Origin of the sequence: Parachitinimonas caeni (assembly GCF_030129945.1) — a bacterium.
Taxonomy (GTDB): domain Bacteria; phylum Pseudomonadota; class Gammaproteobacteria; order Burkholderiales; family Chitinimonadaceae; genus Parachitinimonas; species Parachitinimonas caeni.
Genome location: NZ_JARRAF010000006.1, coordinates 62,234 through 81,421 on the forward strand (window position 1 = coordinate 62,234; position 19,188 = coordinate 81,421).

Annotated in this window: 22 protein-coding genes; 8 read left to right on the forward strand and 14 right to left on the reverse strand. The window is 56.7% G+C overall.

From position 1 onward, the window contains the following. The first annotated feature begins 127 nt into the window (after positions 1 to 127). Positions 128 to 1,153, forward strand: coding sequence for a CAF17-like 4Fe-4S cluster assembly/insertion protein YgfZ (gene ygfZ, locus PZA18_RS06890; protein ID WP_284100078.1), 1,026 nt, complete (start codon positions 128 to 130; stop codon positions 1,151 to 1,153). Next, positions 1,140 to 1,421 carry a DUF4936 family protein gene (locus PZA18_RS06895; protein ID WP_284100079.1) on the forward strand — a complete coding sequence of 94 codons (282 nt, stop codon included), beginning with the start codon at positions 1,140 to 1,142 and terminating at the stop codon, positions 1,419 to 1,421. Before ygfZ ends, PZA18_RS06895 begins: the two co-directional genes overlap by 14 nt. Before the next feature lie 86 nt (positions 1,422 to 1,507). On the opposite strand, the gene PZA18_RS06900 is transcribed toward PZA18_RS06895, so the two are convergent. Next, positions 1,508 to 2,197 carry a DUF3334 family protein gene (locus tag PZA18_RS06900; RefSeq protein WP_284100080.1) on the reverse strand — a complete coding sequence of 230 codons (690 nt, stop codon included), beginning with the start codon at positions 2,195 to 2,197 and terminating at the stop codon, positions 1,508 to 1,510. A gap of 179 nt (positions 2,198 to 2,376) precedes the next feature. Further along, complete coding sequence (locus tag PZA18_RS06905; RefSeq protein WP_284100081.1) at positions 2,377 to 5,091, reverse strand: bifunctional acetate--CoA ligase family protein/GNAT family N-acetyltransferase; 2,715 nt, start codon at positions 5,089 to 5,091, stop codon at positions 2,377 to 2,379. Positions 5,092 to 5,237: 146 nt separating this feature from the next. Here PZA18_RS06905 and PZA18_RS06910 point away from each other — a divergent pair, with 146 nt between their 5' ends. The 6 genes from PZA18_RS06910 (at position 5,238) to PZA18_RS06935 (ending at position 10,282) form a co-directional block, all read left to right on the forward strand. Beyond that, positions 5,238 to 7,634, forward strand: coding sequence for an HzsA-related protein (locus PZA18_RS06910; protein ID WP_284100082.1), 2,397 nt, complete (start codon positions 5,238 to 5,240; stop codon positions 7,632 to 7,634). 226 nt (positions 7,635 to 7,860) lie between these two features. Next, positions 7,861 to 8,409, forward strand: a complete 549-nt coding sequence (locus PZA18_RS06915; protein WP_284100083.1) for a septation protein A — start codon at positions 7,861 to 7,863, stop codon at positions 8,407 to 8,409. 3 nt (positions 8,410 to 8,412) lie between these two features. Further along, the gene (locus PZA18_RS06920) at positions 8,413 to 8,715 is read left to right on the forward strand and encodes a YciI family protein (protein ID WP_284100084.1); all 303 of its coding nucleotides are present in this window, start codon (positions 8,413 to 8,415) and stop codon (positions 8,713 to 8,715) included. After that, positions 8,712 to 8,975, forward strand: a complete 264-nt coding sequence (locus PZA18_RS06925) for a BolA family protein (RefSeq protein ID WP_284100085.1) — start codon at positions 8,712 to 8,714, stop codon at positions 8,973 to 8,975. The genes PZA18_RS06920 and PZA18_RS06925 overlap by 4 nt, the downstream gene beginning before the upstream one ends. 94 nt (positions 8,976 to 9,069) lie before the next feature. Beyond that, positions 9,070 to 9,870 (forward strand): peptidylprolyl isomerase, encoded by an 801-nt coding sequence (locus PZA18_RS06930; protein WP_284100086.1) that lies wholly within the window; start codon positions 9,070 to 9,072, stop codon positions 9,868 to 9,870. 73 nt (positions 9,871 to 9,943) lie between these two features. Then, entirely contained in the window at positions 9,944 to 10,282 is a 339-nt protein-coding gene (locus tag PZA18_RS06935) for a P-II family nitrogen regulator (protein ID WP_284100087.1), read from the forward strand. 76 nt (positions 10,283 to 10,358) lie between these two features. On the opposite strand, the gene fliR is transcribed toward PZA18_RS06935, so the two are convergent. The 12 genes from fliR to PZA18_RS06995 all read right to left on the reverse strand — a co-directional run bounded on the left by fliR (position 10,359) and on the right by PZA18_RS06995 (position 19,185). Then, positions 10,359 to 11,132, reverse strand: a complete 774-nt coding sequence (gene fliR, locus PZA18_RS06940; RefSeq protein WP_284100088.1) for a flagellar biosynthetic protein FliR — start codon at positions 11,130 to 11,132, stop codon at positions 10,359 to 10,361. A 48-nt stretch (positions 11,133 to 11,180) separates the two neighbouring features. Continuing rightward, positions 11,181 to 11,450 (reverse strand): flagellar biosynthesis protein FliQ, encoded by a 270-nt coding sequence (fliQ, locus tag PZA18_RS06945; protein ID WP_284100089.1) that lies wholly within the window; start codon positions 11,448 to 11,450, stop codon positions 11,181 to 11,183. Positions 11,451 to 11,453: 3 nt separating this feature from the next. Beyond that, positions 11,454 to 12,152, reverse strand: a complete 699-nt coding sequence (gene fliP, locus PZA18_RS06950) for a flagellar type III secretion system pore protein FliP (RefSeq protein WP_284100234.1) — start codon at positions 12,150 to 12,152, stop codon at positions 11,454 to 11,456. 44 nt (positions 12,153 to 12,196) lie between these two features. Further along, positions 12,197 to 12,643 carry a flagellar biosynthetic protein FliO gene (gene fliO, locus PZA18_RS06955; protein WP_284100090.1) on the reverse strand — a complete coding sequence of 149 codons (447 nt, stop codon included), beginning with the start codon at positions 12,641 to 12,643 and terminating at the stop codon, positions 12,197 to 12,199. Continuing rightward, the gene (fliN, locus tag PZA18_RS06960; RefSeq protein WP_284100091.1) at positions 12,640 to 13,086 is read right to left on the reverse strand and encodes a flagellar motor switch protein FliN; all 447 of its coding nucleotides are present in this window, start codon (positions 13,084 to 13,086) and stop codon (positions 12,640 to 12,642) included. The genes fliO and fliN overlap by 4 nt, the downstream gene beginning before the upstream one ends. Next, complete coding sequence (fliM, locus tag PZA18_RS06965) at positions 13,079 to 14,095, reverse strand: flagellar motor switch protein FliM (RefSeq protein ID WP_284100092.1); 1,017 nt, start codon at positions 14,093 to 14,095, stop codon at positions 13,079 to 13,081. The genes fliN and fliM overlap by 8 nt, the downstream gene beginning before the upstream one ends. A 34-nt stretch (positions 14,096 to 14,129) precedes the next feature. Next, positions 14,130 to 14,705 (reverse strand): flagellar basal body-associated FliL family protein, encoded by a 576-nt coding sequence (locus PZA18_RS06970; protein WP_284100093.1) that lies wholly within the window; start codon positions 14,703 to 14,705, stop codon positions 14,130 to 14,132. Positions 14,706 to 14,981: 276 nt separating this feature from the next. Further along, positions 14,982 to 16,175, reverse strand: coding sequence for a flagellar hook-length control protein FliK (locus PZA18_RS06975; RefSeq protein ID WP_284100095.1), 1,194 nt, complete (start codon positions 16,173 to 16,175; stop codon positions 14,982 to 14,984). A 129-nt stretch (positions 16,176 to 16,304) separates the two neighbouring features. Beyond that, entirely contained in the window at positions 16,305 to 16,439 is a 135-nt protein-coding gene (locus PZA18_RS06980) for a hypothetical protein (RefSeq protein ID WP_284100096.1), read from the reverse strand. Between the two features lie 61 nt (positions 16,440 to 16,500). Next, entirely contained in the window at positions 16,501 to 16,953 is a 453-nt protein-coding gene (gene fliJ / locus PZA18_RS06985) for a flagellar export protein FliJ (protein WP_284100097.1), read from the reverse strand. Between the two features lie 19 nt (positions 16,954 to 16,972). Beyond that, complete coding sequence (fliI, locus tag PZA18_RS06990) at positions 16,973 to 18,370, reverse strand: flagellar protein export ATPase FliI (RefSeq protein WP_284100098.1); 1,398 nt, start codon at positions 18,368 to 18,370, stop codon at positions 16,973 to 16,975. Beyond that, a complete protein-coding gene (locus PZA18_RS06995) occupies positions 18,367 to 19,185 on the reverse strand; it encodes a flagellar assembly protein FliH (RefSeq protein ID WP_284100099.1) in 819 nt (272 codons plus the stop codon). Before PZA18_RS06995 ends, fliI begins: the two co-directional genes overlap by 4 nt. Positions 19,186 to 19,188 lie beyond the last annotated feature (3 nt).

A 19,188-nucleotide genomic window follows, 5' to 3' on the forward strand; every position in this document is an offset into this window, starting at 1 on the left:
TGCCCGCTATGGATGACTGGCAGCAACATTCATTCCCACCATCGCTGGTGCGCGCAGACAGCTTACGTTGTCATCGCCTGCGCATCTTATAATTGGCCCCATCCCAATACTGCCCAAGGAGATACCCATGCAAGCCGATTGGCAACAATTTCTGCAAACGCAAGGGGCCACATTGGCCGAGGATCGCGTTCTGCACTTTGGCGACGCGCACGCCGAACTGACCGCTGCCACCGAACAATGCGTGCTGGTCGATTTATCGCATTTTGGCTTGATCCGCTTTTCAGGCGAGGAAACCCAGGCATTCCTCAATGGCCAGTTGTCGAGCGACGTCCGCAAGCTGGAAACCCATCTTAGCCAGTACAGCAGCTACTCCACCCCGAAAGGCCGCATGCTGGCGAGCTTCCTGCTGTTCCGAGAGGGAAACGATTACATGGTGCAGCTAGCAGCCGAGTTGCTACCCGCCATGATCAAACGGCTGTCGATGTACATCATGCGCACCAAGACCAAGGCCAGCGATGCCAGCACAGAGCGCGTGCGCATGGGGCTGGCTGGCCCCGGCGCTGCAGCGGTGATCAGGCAAGTATTCGACTGTGAACTGGCCAGCCCGCATTCGGTCGCTCAGTCTGGGCACGCCACTATCCTGCACCTACCCGGCCAACGCTACGAAGTCGTGGTAGCCAGCGAACACGCGGTCGCCACCTGGCAAGCGCTGGCAGCCCATGCCAAGCCCGCCGGCGGCACTGTCTGGACCTGGACGGATATTTGCGCGGGTATCCCGTGGATCGGCGCGGCCACGCAAGAAGAGTTTGTGGCACAAATGGCCAATATGGAATTGATTGGCGCTGTCAGCTTCAACAAGGGGTGCTACCCAGGGCAGGAGATCGTCGCCCGCACCCAGTATCTCGGCAAGCTCAAACGCCGTATGTATCGGGCCCACATCGCCGCCGAGTCGGTTGCAGCGGGTCAGGATGTGTTCAGCCCCGAAATGCAAGGCCAAGCCTCCGGCAAGATCATGCTGGCAGCTCCCTCACCCAAGGGCGGATACGAGGTATTGGTCGTGGCGCAAATTGCCAGTCTGGAGCACGGCTTGCATCTTGGCAGTCTGGAAGGCCCGCTTCTGACCGTGGGGGAGCTTCCGTATGCTGTCCACTGAACACTGGTTTATCTATTACAAATTGCCTACCGGCACGTACATTGCACAAGTGCAGCAAGCTGCCCAAGCCATGCTGGTGGCACTGGGGCCGTATTGCCGGCAGTGCCGGCGGATGACCAAGCTTGGAACGCCAGAACAGGCAACGTATATGGAAGTCTACGAATTCATTTCTGCAGAATTCGCCCAAGCCTACCAGACAGCGCTGGCAGCGCACTGGACCGGCGCACTCGCGTCGATTCCCCGTCACGCCGAGCGCTTTTCTGAGTAAGCCCCCCACCGACACTTGCCGGCAATGCCGGCAAGTCTCCATCCCGCCAATCAGCCGAACCCTTGCCAGGCTCTTACCTACGCGGTTTACATCCCTAGCGATTTCAGAAAGTCGTTGTGATCGTCATCTGGTGGGGTTGATGAGGCAGATGCAGCACCCGCGTTTTGCTGGCTTTCCGCCATGACGGTATCAGGGTCTGAAGCCGCTTCGGGCACAAAATCGTGCAGTTTGATGAACTCGGTCCGGTCGATCGCCAGTTCGAGGTAGAAGATATTGTTGCTTTCCGAATAAAAGGTCACCCGGCGGATTTCAGGGCGATCAAGCGGCGTGTCAACACTCAGCATGACTTGCTTGTTGAGAACCAGCATCTTGGGCTGATTCTGGGTGATATTGGTCTGCAATTCACGCCTCACCTTGCTGGTGAAGTCGCCAACAATCTGGTTCATCAACTCCCCCATGATATTGCCGACTTCGTCCGAGGTATGCGAAATCGCCAGCTCACTTTTGGGCATGCCCATGGTCAGCATGTATTTTTCGTAGATTTCCATAGCCGTGGCCGCCGAGAAGTTGAGTACCACCAAGCCTGAAAACCCACCATCGAACAACACAAAGCAACCGATATCCGGCTTGAGGCCGATCTTGGTGATCCGCTGCACCATGCCGGAGTAATGAAACTTGCTCTGCGTCGCGATACTGAAGACCCGAACTACCGAATTACAGAGGCTGACCAGCACCTCTTCGGTACCAAAAATGAGATCGCTGTCTTTGATTGCCACGATAAGTCCTTATCCAAGGTAGGCCACAACTAGGCTCGGCGAGCACACCTGCCCAAACCGCGCATCACGTAATCCCAATATAGCCTGCGTTTGGCCAATGCACCGTTTATGCACCATCTGGAACCACGCAGACCCGATGCCTTGCGCGCAAAGGCCCCCTGCCTGCCGACAAGCGGGCATCACGGCACAGGGTTCAGTGACTTGACCACCCACTTCAGCGCCGGATCATCGGGATGGGGGTGTATCGCGAACCCGAGCTTGCGCATCAACGCCAGCATGCTGGTATTGCTGCCTAATACCTCGCCTTCCAGCGTATCGAGGTGGGCATCGCGGGCAGCAGCAAACAGCGCATTCATCAACAGGCTGCCCAGGCCTTGGCCCTGCGACCGATCACCGACGGCAATCGCGAATTCGGCGCTTTGCCAATCGGGATTGAGCGTGTATCGCGCCACACCAAGTATCGACTCGCGATCCTCTTCCATCGCCGTGGCTACCAGCGCCATTTCGCGCGAGTAATCCAGCTGGGTGAAGCGCACCAGCATGGGCTTGGGCAACTGCCGCAAAGAGGCCAGAAAGCGGTTGAAGCGGCTCTCCATCGACATTTCCTCTCGCACAAAGCGCTGTTCTTCGTCAGCGTCTTCCGGGCGGATCGGACGCAGCACCACCGGCGTGCCATCGCGCAGTTGACCCGCTCCGACCAGGTGGGAGGGATAGGGGTAGATCGCCATGTGGTCGTACCGCCGAAAACCCGGCGGTGTTGGCTCGACGAGGATGCTGGCATCAACGGCAATCGCGCCATTTTCATCGGCGACCAGCGGATTGAGATCCACTTCCACGACTTCCGGAAGCTCACACACCAACTCGGAAAGGCGCAGCAATACAAATTCCACGGCAGCCATGTCGATGGCGGGTACGTTGCGGAATGCCCCCAGCGCACGTTTGACGCGGGTGCGCCGGATCAGGTTATTGGCCAGCAGGGCATTCAACGGCGGCAGCGCAACAGCCACATCACCAAACACCTCCACCGAAACCCCGCCAGATCCGAAGGTAACCAGCGGGCCAAAGATTGAATCTCTGATCGCGCCAGCCATCAGCTCACGACCGTGGGATTTGTCGTGCATGCGCTGCACCGTCACACCGCGCACGCTGACGGGAGCGACTCGCAAACGCGCCGCCGCCATGATGCGATTCGCCGCAGAGGCAACGCTGGTTGCATCCGCCAGATTCAGCGCCACGCCGTCCAGATCAGTTTTGTGCAGCACGCCATCGGCATCGAGCTTTACAGCAACCGGGTAACCCAGCCTTTCTGCAGCCGCCACAGCCGCTTCGGCGCTGGCAGCCTGTATGGATGGTAGAAACGGTATGCGAAACACTTTAAGCAAAGCCTCGGTTTCGACCGGATCAAGCATGCTGCGCCCTTGCGCCAGAGCCCTGGACACAATCGCATGCGCCTGATCCAGATCGGGCAGCTGGGTATCCGCCAGAGGTCCGGGTGTCTGCAGCGACAGCATCTGGTTGAACTGGAATGCCGACAGACTGGCAAATGCTTCAACGGCTTGTTCCGGCGTAATGAAGTACGCCAGCTTGGCCCGCTCGAACAGCTTGCGGGATAGAGAAATCCGCTTTTCGCCGAGCCAGCACACCATCAGCAGCTTCTCGCTCTGCGCCCGCAGGGCGATCATCTTTTCAGCAGTCAGCAGATGATCGGTGCCCGCTTGGGGGGTAAAAATCACCATCACCCCGTCGATATTCGGATCATTCAGGCATAGCCGTACAGCCGCCTCAAACCGCTCCGGCGGAGCATCTCCGAGGATGTCCACGGGGTTATTGTGGGTGCCGATTCGCGGCAAGACCTGATCCAGCGCCGCAACGGTGGTCGGGTCCAGCGACGGCAGCTGCACGCGCAGATCAAGCGCCCGATCAACCGCCATACGCCCAGCACCAAATCCATTGCTGACAATCGCCAATCGGCGCCCTTTCACCCGATACCCGGTTGCCAGCATGCGCGCAGCAGTAGCCATCTGGATCATGGTCTGCACCCGCAGCACCCCGGCACGCCGCATTGCGGCGTCAAAGGCATCATCCCGCCCAACCAGTCGCTCGCTATGAGTGCGCGCCAGCTTTTCTTCACGCTGATGCCGGCCCACTTTCAGCACCACCACGGGCTTGCTGCGTGAAGCCGCCCGCAAGGCACTCATGAAGGGCCGGGCAGCCCCCACATCCTCGATGTAGAGCAGAATGCCGCTGGTTTCCCGATCCTCCACCAGAAAATCCAGCACTTCCGCAAAATTGACATCTGCCGCAGCCCCCAGCGACACCACGGTAGAAAAACCAACCTCATGGCCATCGGCCCAATCCAGCATGGCACTGGCAACCGAACTCGACTGCACGACCAAGGCCAACGCCCCCGGCCGGACATGCCCGTGGTAGTTAGCAGCCACCAGGCCAATGCCAGGACGCATCAGACCCAGCAGGTTGGGCCCCAATACCCGGACCCCGGCTTTACCTGCCATCTGCAGCGCCTCATCAAGCAATTTTCGATTGTGCTCATCGGCGGCGACGAAATCCCGCGACAGCACCAGCACCGATTTCACGCCACAGGCAATGCAATCCCGCATCAATGCCGGCAGGGTGCGCGCAGGCGTGGCGATAATGGCCAGATCCGGCTCTCGCTCCGGCAACACCGCCAGGCTTGGCCAGACGGCCCGTCCGAACACCGTAGGATGCCGCAAGTTCACGCCGAATAACTTGCCCTGATAACCGTGGTCGAGCAGGTTTCTGAAAACACGTGCGCCCACCGAATCCGGCGTTTCCGAAGCGCCGACCACGACCACGCTACGCGGTGTGAACAGCATCGACAGATAGTGCGATTTCATTTCGGCGGGCGTGTTCATCTCTATTCCCAGTCTGTTGTGGAAAACTACCAAAGACATATGTCCTGCTTCGCAACCTATATTTAAAAATGCAGGTACTTTGTCCGTATAAACCGCTGCGTCAACGTGCTAGTGTCATATTCACATCTGCGCTGAAGGAAATTGCCATGACACGCCTCAACCGACTGGCAGCTCTGGTCGCCCTGACTTGGGCACCGCTCTCTCAAGCTGCCGTAACAACCCCTCACCCTATTGTTTTTGTCACCCAAGTGCCCGTGATTGCCGACTTCACGACCATCGGCTCGACCTTTGGCAACCACCAGGCCAGCATGGACTCCGCAGCACGCGGTGGCGATCTGTGGATACGCTATCAGGACGGCACACTGAAAAACCTGACCGAAGCTGCCGGAGTCAGCTCCAGCGGCCTGCTTGGCACCACTGCAATCGCCGTTCGTGATCCCTCCCCGCACTGGGATGGCAAAAAAATCCTCTTCAGCGCCGTCATCGGCGGACCATCCAAACAATACGAATATAAGACTTATTACTGGCAGCTGTATGAGATGACGGGTCTGGGCAAGGATGAAACCCCGGTTATTACCAAAGTTGCCAAGCAGCCCGAGGATTTCAACAACATCCAGCCCATCTATGGCACTGATGACCGGATCATTTTCACCACAGATCGCCCGCGTTCCGGCGAAAGGCATCTTTATCCGCAGCTGGATGAATACGAGGAAGCACCGACGGTGACAGGACTGTGGAGCCTCAATCCCGCAACCGGTGATTTATTCATGCTGAACCATGCCCCTTCGGGTGCATTCACCCCACAAATCGACAGCTTCGGGCGCGTCATCTTCAGCCGTTGGGATCATCTGCAACGAGACCAGCAAGCCGATGCTGATCGGGAAGGCTCCGACTATGGCACTTTCAACTACGCCAGCGAAGCAGCCGATGCGGCCAAACTGAACGACCGTACCGAGATGTTTCCAGAACCCCGCCAGGAAAGCAGCTCAGCGCTCTACGGCAAGGTCAATGCCCATACCTTCAATCAATTCTTTCCCTGGCAAATCAACCAGGATGGCACTGGCGAGGAAACGCTGAATCACGTAGGAAGACACGATCTGGGCAACTACGGCAACCAGAGTTTCGAAGATGACAAGAACCTAACTTACTGCTGCTATGAGGGTCGGGGTAACCGGTTGCGGTTGCTCAACGACATCATGCTGCAGATCAAGGAAGACCCTAGCCGACCCGGCGTTTTCCTCGGTGCAAGCATGCCCGAGTTCGGAACCCACGCGGCAGGCCAGATTGTCAGCCTGAATGGTGCTCCCAGCGACAACCCCGACAACATGACCGCCACTTATCTGACCCATCCGGACACCGCAGGATTTACCGATGAAGGAAAGACACCCAGTGCCAATCACAGCGGCTTGTATCGCGACCCGCTTCCGCTATCGGATGGCCAGCTAGTCGCGGCGCATACCACAGAGACCCGAACCGACAAGAACGAAGGCACCAGTACCGCGCCCAAGTCACGCTACGACTTCCGACTGAAACTTCTGACCAAAGATGCCTCGGGCTACTACAAAGCCACGGAGGCTCTCACAGCAGGTATCACCAAGTCGCTGAGCTGGTGGAGTCCTGATGTGAAAGTTAGCTACAACGGCCCGCTGTGGGAACTCAACCCGGTGGAGTTGAAAGTGCGGCAACGCCCTCAAGCCAGCACTCAGCCCCTCCCAGACCCTGAAATGCAGGTTTTTACCGAAGAAGGCGTTGATATCAATGCCTTCAAAGACTTCCTCAAGCAGAATGATCTGGCCTTAATGGTGAGCCGGGACGTCACCCTTCGCGACCACAGCGACCGGCAACAGCCCTATAACCTGCGGGTACCAGGTGGCGCCTCCAGCGTACCCAAGACTGGCCGCGTCTACGACGTCAGCCACCTGCAGTTCGTTCAGGCCGACCAACTGCGAGGCATTGGTGGTACCACCAATCCCCGAGCCGGCCGACGCGTGATTGCCCAACCCATGCACGATGACAAGGGGAAAAACCGCTTCACCGGGGTCAAGAACGCTGCGGCAGTCGCTCCAGATGGCTCGGTAGCCGCCTTCGTCCCCGCTCGCCGTGCCATGAGCTGGCAGCTCACCAATCAGAATGATCCCGTCGTGCGCGAACGCTATTGGCTCACCTTCCAGCCCGGGGAAGTCAGAGTGTGCGCATCTTGCCACGGCATCAATAAAACGGCGCACGCAGGTCAATCCGAGCCACAAAACAAACCGGAAAGCCTGAGGCAACTGCTGAAAATCTGGAAAAACGCTATGACCGTCAGCAATGATGACCGGCTGTTTGACTGGGCAGAACGCACCTTTGCCGGCAATTTCCTTCCGAAATCTGCCACCACGCAAACGGCTCTCGGCTACACCTTCCGCCAATACTCTGCAACCGGTGAGTATCTTGGAACCAAGGACGGCAAGGTCTACTACTACAAGCCAGCGCCCGGTGCCAACATCATTGATGTAGGTACCTTGCAGCAATACATGGGCGAAGTGAGCAAGGGTGGATACTGAAGCACGCAGTGAGATAACTTGATACGCGTCAAATCCCGACCCGCTCGCTGGTATCACAATGCCAAGCAGGAAGTGAAAGCTTCCAGTTTGTGTATCTCCAGTGGTTTTATCGCGTCACCAGCCAAGCTGCTGGTGACGCATCTTTTATTGTCAGATCTTTCCGCCCAGCACTGCCACGCGTAACGGGTTGTGCGCACACCAAATTCAGCGGCATAATCCCTGCCCTATGAAATTGCTGTTCGATCTCTTCCCGGTCTTGCTGTTCTTTCTTGCCTATAAACTCACAGGCGAGGAAATCTACGTCGCAACGGCCGTTGCCATCGGCGCCACCTTTGCTCAGGTGGCATATTGCTTTTTACGTAAAAAGCCCATCAGCCCTACACTGTGGTTAAGTTTCGGTATCGTTACCATTTTCGGTGGCGCCACACTGATCCTGCACAACAAGACCTTCATCCTGTGGAAACCCACCGTCCTGTACTGGACCCTGGCGACAGCCTTGCTCATAGCCAGATACGGCTTCCGCAAGAATGGCTTGAAATCCCTACTGGGCAGCCAGCTGAATCTGCCAGCCAAGATCTGGGACAGGCTCAATATCGCTTGGGCGAGTTTTTTCACCACCGTTGGTGGCATCAACCTGTTTGTGGCCTTCAACTTCTCAGAGCATGTCTGGGTGAATTTCAAAACATTCGGGCTCATTGGCCTTGTCTTTGTTTTCTCGATTGCACAAGCACTGGCCATCTCCAAATACATTGAGCCAGACACACCAAAGGAGTAACCCGTGTTCTACGCAATCGTCGCCACAGACTACCCTGACACCCTTGATAAACGCTTGGCGGCTCGCCCCCAGCATCTGGCACGACTCGTCGCCTTGCAAGATCAAGGTCGCTTGCTGCTGGCAGGCCCCTGTCCTGCCATTGACAGCCCAGACCCAGGCCCTGCCGGCTTCTCTGGCAGCTTGATTGTTGCTGAGTTTGACAGTCTGACCGCCGCTCAACAGTGGGCCGACCAAGACCCCTATCTTTCTGCAGGGGTATATCAAACCGTTGTCGTCAAACCTTTTAAAAAAGTCTTTCCCGCATGACTCAAATCGAACTCATCCGTGAGAGACTTGCCGTTTTGTCGCCGCAGACTCTTGAGATCCGCGATGACAGCGCCCAACACGCCGGGCACGCAGGTGCTGCAGGAGGTGGCGGGCACTATTGGCTCACTATCGTGTCAGAGCAATTTGCCGGCAAACCAGCAATCGCTCGGCACCGCATGATCTACTCAGCATTGGGTGAACTCATGCGAGGGCCAATACACGCTCTAAGCATCCAGGCGTTTACCCCGGAAGAGCTGTGAGCAACAACTGCCTTACTCGTATTCCGGTAATACCTGGTAGCAGCTAAACACCTATCTGAAATCAACTTGGCATAGTCCACAAGGAAGCATAAAGATGCGCAACACCACTCGCTTTGCCCTGTCCCTGATTGCCGGCTCTCTGGCTCTCTCGGCTCAGGCTGCAGAAACCAAGCCCGTAGCCGTTGTGAACGGCGTAGCCATTCCGCAAAACCGCTTGGAATTCATCGTCAAGCAGATTTCCGAAGGCGGCGCTAAAGACAGCCCGGAGATCCGTGGCAAGATTCGCGAGCAGATGATTGTTGAAGAGTTGGCCGCACAAGAAGCCGTCAAGCAAGGTCTGGACAAAGCACCGGACATGCAAGTCGAAATGGAAATCTACAAACAGAAAGCACTGGCCCGTGCCTTCATCATGCAGTATCGCAAGACACATCCCATCAGCGATGCTGACCTGAAAAAAGAGTACGACAAGATGAAAGAGCAGATGAAACAAGCTCAGGGCGACAAGGAGTATCACTCCCGCCACATCCTGGTGGACAAGGAAGAAGAAGCCAAAGAAATCCTGGCTCAGCTGAAAAAGGGCAAGAAGTTTGATGACCTGGCCAAGGAAAAATCCAAGGATCCGGGCAGCAAAACCAACGGTGGTGATCTGGGCTGGGCCGCACCCGGCAACTTCGTCAAGGAGTTCAGCGATGTGATGGTCAAGCTCGCCAAGGGCCAGATCAACCCAGCACCGGTAAAGAGCCAGTTCGGTTACCACATCATCAAGCTGGAAGATGTTCGTGAAGTACAAGGCCCTTCTTTCGAGGAAGTGAAGCCTAACCTGCAGCAAAAGCTGCAAGGCGAACAGATCGGCAAGCTGATTGACGATCTGAAAGCCAAGGCAAAGGTAGAGTAATACCCATATAAAGAAATGGCCGAGAATTTCCGGCCATTTCTTTTTCCGGTCACCGCCTAGGGAGGATTCGCGCATGAAGAAAATCGAAGCCATCATCAAGCCGTTCAAGCTCGACGAGGTACGTGAAGCGCTATCGGAGATCGGAATTACAGGTTTGACGGTTACAGAAGTAAAAGGCTTTGGCCGCCAGAAAGGTCATACCGAACTGTATCGCGGGGCTGAGTACGTCGTTGATTTCCTGCCGAAGGTCAAAATCGAAGTCGTGCTGACCGAAGACAAGATCGAACCGGCAATTGATGCCATCATCAAAGCGGCCCGAACTGGCAAAATCGGTGACGGCAAGATCTTCGTCACCGCTGTCGAGCAGGTTGTGCGTATCCGCACCGGTGAAATCAATGAAGCGGCGATTTAGACGCTGAACGCTGAATCCACAAACGCCCACGCAATCGTGGGCGTTTCGTTTTGTGTTACCGCTTTTCGTCGTCCAGCTACGAAAACAGCCGTAAGGCCATCTTGTTTGCGCTGTCTATCAAATGCTGAATATGCGGCACAAAACCAGGAAAGACAAAATACATGGCAGCCCCACCGATCGTCAGTGTCAGCGGAAAGCCTACCGCGAAAATATTCAGCTGAGGCGCTGCCTTTGCCATGACACCAATCGACAGATTGGTAATCAATAAAGCAGCCACTACCGGCAACGATAACAACACGCCATATCGAAATATTTCGCCCCCCCACATCACTACTGCCTTAAAGCCTGCGGCGGCCAGAGGTTTGGCCTGTATGGGCAGGCTCACGAATGACTTGGCGATGGTTTCAATCATGATCAAATGGCCGTTCAGCGCCAAAAACAGCAACAAGGTCAACAAGCTGGCGACCTGAGCGACCACAGCAACATTACTGGCATGCTGGGGATCGTAGAAGCTGGCAAAACCCAAACCCATTTGCAGGCCAGCGATATGGCCGGCCATTTCCACAGCCGTGAAAACGATCCGCATGGTGAAACCGATCGCAACGCCAATGATGATCTGCTGCAGGCCAATCAAGATCCCCATTGGCGACACCGGCGCCACAGCAGGCATGGTAGGCAGGGAGGGGATCAGCAGTAAGGTCAGCATGAAGGCCAGGGCGACCCTCACACGAATAGGGATGCTTCGGCTGGAGTAAAAAGGATCGGTCGAAAGAATGGCGAGAATGCGAAAGAATGGCCACAGCAATAACGCCAGCCAGGCATCAATCTGTGCAGAAGTGAGTGTAATCACCTCAGGGCCTCCAAATTCAGCCAGGTATCCATCATCCAGCCTCTGCCATCATCCGATCATGGTCGGAATGCTCTGAAAAAGTCGAGTGGTGTAGTCAATGATGATGCTTAGCATCCAGGGCCCAGCCAGCACCATTACGAGAAATGTCACCAGCAGCTTGGGAATGAAGGAAAGAGTGGCTTCGTTGATCTGGGTGGCGGCCTGAAAGACACTGATGATCAGACCCGTGCCCAACGCTGCAAGCAGCAAAGGCCCACCCAATAGCAACATGACTTCGAACGCCCGCTGAATAATGCCGATGACCGCTTCGGGTGACATGTGCTACCCCCCCTGAAAACTTTGTACCAGCGACGCGATCAGCAAAGTCCAGCCATCAACGAGAACAAACAGCATTAGCTTGAAAGGCAGGGAAATGATCACCGGTGACACCATCATCATCCCCATCGCCATCAGTACACTGGCAACCACCATATCGATGATCAGGAAGGGAATGAATACCAGAAAGCCGATCTGAAACGCAGTCTTCAGCTCACTGGTCACAAAGGCCGGAACGAGTGCCTTCATGCTGACATCTTCAGGCCCTTTAGGTGCAGGACTATTGGAGAGTTCGATAAACAGCGCCAGATCTTTTTGCCGGGTCTGCCGCATCATGAATTGTTTGAGTGGCACGCTGCCCCGTTCCAATGCCTGATTAAAGGAAATTTTGTCTTCAGAAAGTGGCTGGTAGGCCTCTGTCCAGATCCGATCCAGTACGGGCGACATCACGAATACCGTCAGGAACAACGATAAGCCCACAATGACCTGGTTGGGCGGAGCCTGGATGGTACCCAATGCCTGTCGCAGCAGGGACAGTACGATGACGATGCGGGTAAACGCCGTCATCATCAACAGAACCGCCGGCAGGAAAGTCAGGCTTGTGAGAAACAACAAGGTTTGCAGGGACAGGCTATAAGACTGCCCGGCCCCGGCGGGGGTGCTGGTCATCAATGGCAAGCTAGGGTCTGCGGCATAAGCCTGCATGAGCAGAAACGGTAAGCAAATCAGACTCTTTCTTGCCCAAGCCGTCATTTTGGCTCCTCGTTCTTTTCCGGTGATCGCCCCTTCAAGGCGGCAAGAAATTTTTCTGCAAACGGTGCCAGAGCCGGGTTTGCAGCCGTAATGGCCGCATCAGCGGGCCTGGGCAGACTTTGCAACATGCTGACCTCCGCAGCGGTAACCCCCAGCACCAGCCAGTTTTCACCCACTTCAACAATCACGACACGCTCTTTCGGACCAACCATAACGCCCCCCACCACGCGCAGAGTAGGGTTGCCAGATAATCCCCCTTGAGCAAACCGCTTAAGCGCCCAAGCCGTCACCAGAATGGCACCCAGCACGAACACCAGTGCGCCAAACACTTGAAGAATACCCAGAGAGGGAGTCAGAGGCTCGGCGGCTGGAGGTGTATTGGCCGCAAATGCCAAAGAGGAAAACAGGAAGAAAACCGTTAAGCAGATTCGGGAAAACGTCATTTATGGAGTCGGCGGATACGTTCCGCAGGGGTAATGATATCCGTCAGGCGGATACCGAATTTGTCATTGACCACCACCACTTCGCCTTGGGCAATCAGGCAGCCGTTTACCAGTACATCCATCGGCTCGCCAGCAAGGCCGTCCAGTTCAACGACTGAACCCTGTGCCAGTTGCAACAGGCTGCGGATGGCAATTTTGGTGCGTCCCAGCTCAACCGTCAGGGTGACTGGGATGTCCATGATCATATCGATATTATTCGGCACTGTCGGCTGCGATGGTGTCGCATCGAAGCGCTCGAAAATATCAGCTGGGGACACATTCGACTGCGAACCCATCATGGAGGGTGCAGGAGACGATGTCGTAGCGGCTGCAGCCTCATCCGCAGCCTGTTGCTCTGCCAGAGCCGCAGCCCAGTCGTCCAGCGCCTGTTCATTTTCATTCATTGCGCGACTCCTCCAGCTGTTCGTCCTGGAACATCAGGTGCTCAGGCGAGGTAAGAATCTTGTCTACCCGCAGCGCATATTGGCTGCGCAGCACCCCATATTTGCACTCAAGCACTGGTACGCCATCAACCTCTGCAACGATCAGCTCGGGAATATCAATCGGGATAATGTCGCCAGCCTTTAAGTCCAGAATCTCTCCCAGCGCCAGCTGCGCAGTTCCCAACGAGGCGACCAGATCGACCTCTGCGGTCTGAACCTCACGCGACAGCAGTTTCAACCAGCGGTTATCCGCTTCCATCCGGTCCGCTTGCATCGAACTGTACAAGAGATCGCGCAATGGCTCGATCATTGAATATGGGAAGCAGACATGGAAGTCTCCGCCTCCTGCGCCCAGCTCGATCTTGAAGGTGAAAGCCACCACTACCTCAGTCGGTGTGGCGATGTTGGCAAATTGTGTATTCATTTCCGAGCGTACATACGAAAACTCGGTTTTGAATACTGGCTCCCATGCCTTGCGGTATTCCTCGAATACGACTTCCAGCAGCCGCTGGATGATCCGCTGTTCGGTCGGGGTGAAGTCCCGGCCTTCAACCCGCACATGGTAACGGCCATCCGATCCGAACATATTGTCCACCACCAGAAAGACCAGATCCGGATCGAAAATGAACAGGCCGGTACCCCGCAGAGGCTTCATATGAATCAGATTCAGGTTGGTGGGAACAACCAGATTCCGGATGAACTCGCTGTACTTCTGTACTCTGACCGCCCCCACCGATATTTCGGCAGAACGGCGCATGAAGTTGAACAGGCCAATTCGCAGATTGCGGGCAAAACGCTCGTTAATAATTTCAAGCGTCGGCATCCGGCCGCGAACGATCCGCTCCTGCCGGCCAATGTCATAAAGGCGGACCGCCGTTGCATCGCCGCCCTCATCCGACTCTTCCTCTTCTCCGGTCACCCCTCGCAGAAGGGCGTCTACCTCCTCCTGCGAGAGAATATCGTCGGCCATGGCTTACTCGCTTTCATCATTCGAACCGGGCCCGCTACTGCACGATAAACGAATTGAACTGCACTGACTTCACACCGTCATCGTCTTCGCCAGCACCCAGTACCTTGTTGATCTTCTCTTTCAGCTCCGCCTGGAGCTTGACCTTACCCTCAGTAGTCGAAACATCTTCCGGCTTCTTCGACGACATCAGCAGGATGATTTCACTTCGTAACTTAGGCGTGTAGCCTTTGATCGTTTCCTTCATCTTTTCGTCATCCAGCTCGACATGAATCTCTGTCTGCAGCACTGTCGAACCGCCTGAGAGGTTGACGGTAAACGTATCTAGCTTTTCGAAAATCGGGGCATGATCGCCCCCCTTCTTCTTGCTCTTCTTTTCCTTCTTGTGCTCTTTGCCACCGCTTTCTTCATCATGTGCAGCGGCTGGGTCTTCTGCAGCAGTATTCGTGCCCATCGTCAGAAACAATACGGCACCTACGCCGCCGCCCACCAGAATCACCAAGGTCAACAGGGCAATGACAATATACAAGACAAGGTTTTTCTTGCTTTTGCCTGCCGGTGCAGCCTCTGCCGCTGCTGCCGGTGCCGGTGCTGCCTTCTTAGCTTCTGCCATAGGGGATGTTCCTTTTGTTGAACCGATTGACGATCAGTTTTCCATGCAGCCCGCCGCGCCACGCCAGACAAGTCTTTGTACAGAAAGAAAACTTGGCGTCAGCACGGCAACTTTTGCTTTCAAACCGGGCAAAATTGCCGGCCGTAAACACGTCTGATTGCAAGCAAACCCGCATGCATACAGGGAATGCGTGATTTTAATTGGTTTATAAAGCACGCCAGTTCTACAAACAAGCGCCGCCACCTGTACTCATGCCGATAATCGGTTCAACAGAGCCTATACAAACAAATTCACCCCGCCTGGTACGGAAGCCCCTAGCGCCACGCGCTCCCACCCCGGAGGACTGATGCTTGGCGGCGCCTCACCAAAGACTTGGCGACGTCCGGAATGGGCCTGCTGCTGAAACTGTTCTGCAGCCTGCTGTTGCTGGGATGCGTTGTCTGATCCAACCTGAACATTGACCAAGGCAATACCACTTTCGGACAACATCTCCTGCAACTTGGGCAGGGCCGACTGCAGCGCCTCACGCACCGGAGCATGCGCGGACAGGAAAGTCACCGTGGCATCCCCCTGATTCAGACTGAGCTTTACCTCCAGCGGCCCGAGGTTAGGCGGATTCAGCTGCATCTCAACATCCTGCTGCCCTTGCCCCACCATCATCACCACTTTCTGGCCAACCGACTCACCCCACCCAGGCGCCCCAACCGGCTCGCTTACCGGAATGACGACTTTAGTATGCCCGGCCGCATCAGCGTTATGGATACGGATGGGTTCGGTATTCATCTGCGGGGTAGCGACCCGTGCTTTGGCCATTTCCAGCTCAAATGCACTAGCACCTTGATGGCTGCCTTCCCCTCTTTGAGCGCCAACACCATCAGCTGCCTTATTTGCCGCCTCCGCCGTCAGTAACGGCAGGGTTTGCCGCTCGCTGCTCGGCTCGCCCCCCCCATCAACCGGCAGCTTCAAGCTGCGCTTCGAGGCTTGATCCGCATCGACCACCAGTTCAACACCTGCCTTGTCCTGACCGCCAAGATCACCATTAAGCGTTACAGACTTGTCTGCCGACTGGGCCAGCAGCTGCTGGATTAGCGCAGCCAGCGCTGGATTGACGGCTGCCTGATTCGCGTCAACCGCCGTCGTCTGCGTCGCAGCATCTTTGGCCGCATCCCCACGGTCTGCATCGGGTTTGGCACTGGCTTGGTCGGGCGGCGCAGAGGTGGCTGATGCCTCCTCCATCTGTGGTTTGGCGTCGGGGGGCGCCGGTATAGGGGTCTTGCTCTCCGGTGCACGCTCTGCCGGTTTAGCAGCGGGTTTCTCGGGCTGGGTCTGTCTTGTCAAAATCTGGCTGAAACTCTGGCCATTCGCATCTGCCACCTTACTGGCGTTACGGCCATTGGCGACATTCGAACTGGCGAGCGCATTGATCAGAAGCGACGTAGCGGCTGGCATGGCGGCATCCTGTCTGGACATGGTTACAGGAACCCCAGCTCCAAGAGGCTGCCTAGCTTTCAACTGGCGGGGAGCTGGAAAATTGGAAGGCGCTGTCTTGCGGCTTTTTTAGGCATTGATTCACCGTGCCCATTAAAAACAGCCAAAAGACTAAGCCCCCAACGTTCCGGCAATTTCCCCGACAGAAAGACAGGCGCCTTGCGCTGCCAGCACGACGCAGCAGACGGCCAGGCAATCGACGGCGATCTGCTGCACACCCAGAGCAGCTTGGAGCGGAGTGGTCATACCCTCCAAAGCAAGGTGGATGCCAGCCGCCTCTGACCCTATCAGCCCATGCTCCCTTTGGTCAGCGATCTTGTGTCTGCACCTGCCGATACATCTTGCCTGCCGACTCGTCCGACTGCTTTTGTTCGCGCTTGTTTTCCAGCGCCAGTAGTCGTTGATCGTGGCGCATCTCCAGTGTTTCAAAGGCTTTGACCTGCTTCTGCTGTTCCAGCCAGGCCAGGCGTGCCTGTTCGAACCCTTCGGCACATCGTTGCACCTCACCTGCCTGCGCCTCGACTGCGGCATCAAGCCGAGCAAGAAACAACTGAAAATCCCGCCACTGCACCACGCTGATGCCAAGCTGGGAGCTGGCAGCGAAGCGATTACGGTATTCATCCCGATACGCTTGAACCTGCGCCAGCTTCTGCTGCGAAAGATCCCAGCGCGCTTTGGCAGCCCGCATCACATCGGCAGCATCGTCACTGCGGTCCTGTGCCAGTTGCAGCAGAAAGGCGTACTGAAATTTGCGTGCCATGGCGGATTAATTCACCGATTTATCCGAGAAACAGGTTTGCCAAGCCCGAGCGGGCACCTGCATACGATTCCCGCTCCGTGATGCCCTGCTGCAGATAGGCCTCCATCCGGGGCAGGCGTGCAATGGCTTCATCCAGCACCGGATCGGCACCACGCACGTAGGCACCGACATTCAGCAGATCTTTGCTGCGCTGATAACGTGAATACAGATTCTTGAAGCGGCGGATCTGATCCAGCTCGTGCAGGGGCACGATATCTGTCATCACCCGACTGATCGACTGTTCAATATCAATCGCCGGATAGTGGCCCGCATCCGCCAGGCTGCGATTGAGCACGATATGGCCATCCAGAATCGCCCGTGCATTGTCAGCAATCGGATCCTGCTGGTCATCCCCCTCCGACAGTACGGTATAAAACGCCGTTATCGAGCCGCCGCCTTCATGGGCATTGCCGGCACGTTCCACCAGTTGGGGTAATTTGGCAAAAACACTGGGCGGATAGCCCTTGGTGGCTGGTGGCTCGCCTATGGCCAGGGCAATTTCGCGTTGCGCCATCGCATAGCGTGTCAGCGAGTCCATGATCAACAAGACGTTCGCGCCCTCCGACCGGAAATACTCGGCAATTGCTGCCGCATAGGCGGCACCATGTAGCCGCAACAGCGGTGGGGTATCGGCAGGTGCGGCTACCACTACTGCACGTTTACGACCTTCCTCGCCGAGGATATTGTCGATGAACTCCTTCACCTCCCGACCGCGCTCACCGATCAGGCCGACCACCACCACATCGGCCGTCGTATAACGGGCCATCATGCCCAGCAAGACACTTTTGCCCACGCCTGAGCCTGCAAACAGTCCAAGTCGTTGGCCGCGACCAACTGTCAGCAAACCATTGATCGCCCGCACGCCAACATCCAGCGCATCGCGCACGGGCGCGCGATCCAGCGGGTTGAAAGGCCGCGAAAACAGTGGAACATGACCTTCTGTCTGCAAGGCCCCCTGCTTGTCGAGTGGACGCCCGACCCCGTCCAGCACCCGTCCCAGCAGCCCTGGCCCAACGGCAACCTGTCGGCCATGATCTTCAATGCGTCGCTGCGGTGGCCGGGGAATCCCAAACTGTGGAACCTGTGCGGCGATATCCTCAAACGGTACAACCCAGGCACCAGGCTCCAGGCCATACACCTCGGAAATCGGCATCAGAAACAGGCGATCACCATTGAAGCCGACCACTTCCGCCTCAACCGAGAGGCCGCTTGGTAGTACCACCATACAGGCGCTGCCGACTGGAAGCTTGATCCCCACCGCCTCCAGCACCAGTCCGGCCACACGAGTTAAACGACCACGCGGCGTCCAGGCAGCAGACTCTCCAACCACGGCACCGCAGTCCTGCAGATAGCGTTTCCAGTTATCAATCGCGCTCATTGCTCTGCCATCGCCAAAGCTGGCGACCAGTCGTCGGACCGCCCCAGCGACTCGACCACTCGCCGCCAGCGCGCTTCAACACTCAAATCCACTTCGCCCGTGCTGGATTCAATACGGGCCCCGCCTGGCTCCAGCGAAGAATCCGGCACAATGCGCCATTGATCGACGGCCAACTCAGCTCCCAGCAGCGTTTCCACCAGCGCCAGATCATCGGGGTTGACCAACAATTTCGGCTGCCCTGCCAATTGCGGCAGTTCCGTCAACGCTTCCCGGATCACCATGATCAAGGTATCTCGCCGCAAGGTCAGCTCACGGCGCAACACCTGCCGGGCGACCGCCAAAGCAACATCCAGCAAAGGGCTCGCCAATTCCGATTCGGCCTGCGTGATCGACGTCGCCAGCGAGGCGAGCAGCGTCTGCATTCTCGCCAACTCACTTTCTGCCTGCACTCTGCCTTCTCGTATGCCTTGCTCACGGCCGGCGGCTAGTCCTTCTTCGTGCCCCGCCGCCCAGCCGCTGGCACGTCCTTCCGCCATACCCTGCTCGCGGGCTGCAGACAGCACTGCTTCGATTTCTTCTGGCGACGGCCCTTGCGGTACCGGGTCCGCCTCAACCTCGGGTTCCGGCTCAGCCGCTTGCATTGCCGGCTCTTCCGGCTCTACGACTTCGGGTTCCGGCGGTTTCAAGTTACGTGGATCGAGTCGCTTGACGCGACTGGTACTCACCACATCGCCGAATATGCCCTCTGGTTTCCACTTTTCGTAAGGAACGGCGGCGTCGCCAGGGATGACACTTTTACTGGACCAGGCTTTCATCTC

Bases quoted from the DNA above. Each gene is read 5' to 3' on its own strand.
- ygfZ (WP_284100078.1), top strand. From the start codon at position 128: ATGCAAGCCGATTGGCAACAATTTCTGCAAACGCAAGGGGCCACATTG.
- PZA18_RS06895 (WP_284100079.1), top strand. From the start codon at position 1,140: ATGCTGTCCACTGAACACTGGTTTATCTATTACAAATTGCCTACCGGC.
- PZA18_RS06905 (WP_284100081.1), bottom strand. From the start codon at position 5,091: ATGAACACGCCCGCCGAAATGAAATCGCACTATCTGTCGATGCTGTTC.
- PZA18_RS06910 (WP_284100082.1), top strand. From the start codon at position 5,238: ATGACACGCCTCAACCGACTGGCAGCTCTGGTCGCCCTGACTTGGGCA.
- PZA18_RS06915 (WP_284100083.1), top strand. From the start codon at position 7,861: ATGAAATTGCTGTTCGATCTCTTCCCGGTCTTGCTGTTCTTTCTTGCC.
- PZA18_RS06925 (WP_284100085.1), top strand. From the start codon at position 8,712: ATGACTCAAATCGAACTCATCCGTGAGAGACTTGCCGTTTTGTCGCCG.
- PZA18_RS06930 (WP_284100086.1), top strand. From the start codon at position 9,070: ATGCGCAACACCACTCGCTTTGCCCTGTCCCTGATTGCCGGCTCTCTG.
- PZA18_RS06935 (WP_284100087.1), top strand. From the start codon at position 9,944: ATGAAGAAAATCGAAGCCATCATCAAGCCGTTCAAGCTCGACGAGGTA.
- fliQ (WP_284100089.1), bottom strand. From the start codon at position 11,450: ATGTCACCCGAAGCGGTCATCGGCATTATTCAGCGGGCGTTCGAAGTC.
- fliP (WP_284100234.1), bottom strand. From the start codon at position 12,152: ATGCAGGCTTATGCCGCAGACCCTAGCTTGCCATTGATGACCAGCACC.
- fliO (WP_284100090.1), bottom strand. From the start codon at position 12,643: ATGACGTTTTCCCGAATCTGCTTAACGGTTTTCTTCCTGTTTTCCTCT.
- fliN (WP_284100091.1), bottom strand. From the start codon at position 13,086: ATGAATGAAAATGAACAGGCGCTGGACGACTGGGCTGCGGCTCTGGCA.
- fliM (WP_284100092.1), bottom strand. From the start codon at position 14,095: ATGGCCGACGATATTCTCTCGCAGGAGGAGGTAGACGCCCTTCTGCGA.
- PZA18_RS06970 (WP_284100093.1), bottom strand. From the start codon at position 14,705: ATGGCAGAAGCTAAGAAGGCAGCACCGGCACCGGCAGCAGCGGCAGAG.
- PZA18_RS06975 (WP_284100095.1), bottom strand. From the start codon at position 16,175: ATGTCCAGACAGGATGCCGCCATGCCAGCCGCTACGTCGCTTCTGATC.
- PZA18_RS06980 (WP_284100096.1), bottom strand. From the start codon at position 16,439: ATGACCACTCCGCTCCAAGCTGCTCTGGGTGTGCAGCAGATCGCCGTC.
- fliJ (WP_284100097.1), bottom strand. From the start codon at position 16,953: ATGGCACGCAAATTTCAGTACGCCTTTCTGCTGCAACTGGCACAGGAC.
- fliI (WP_284100098.1), bottom strand. From the start codon at position 18,370: ATGAGCGCGATTGATAACTGGAAACGCTATCTGCAGGACTGCGGTGCC.
- PZA18_RS06995 (WP_284100099.1), bottom strand. From the start codon at position 19,185: ATGAAAGCCTGGTCCAGTAAAAGTGTCATCCCTGGCGACGCCGCCGTT.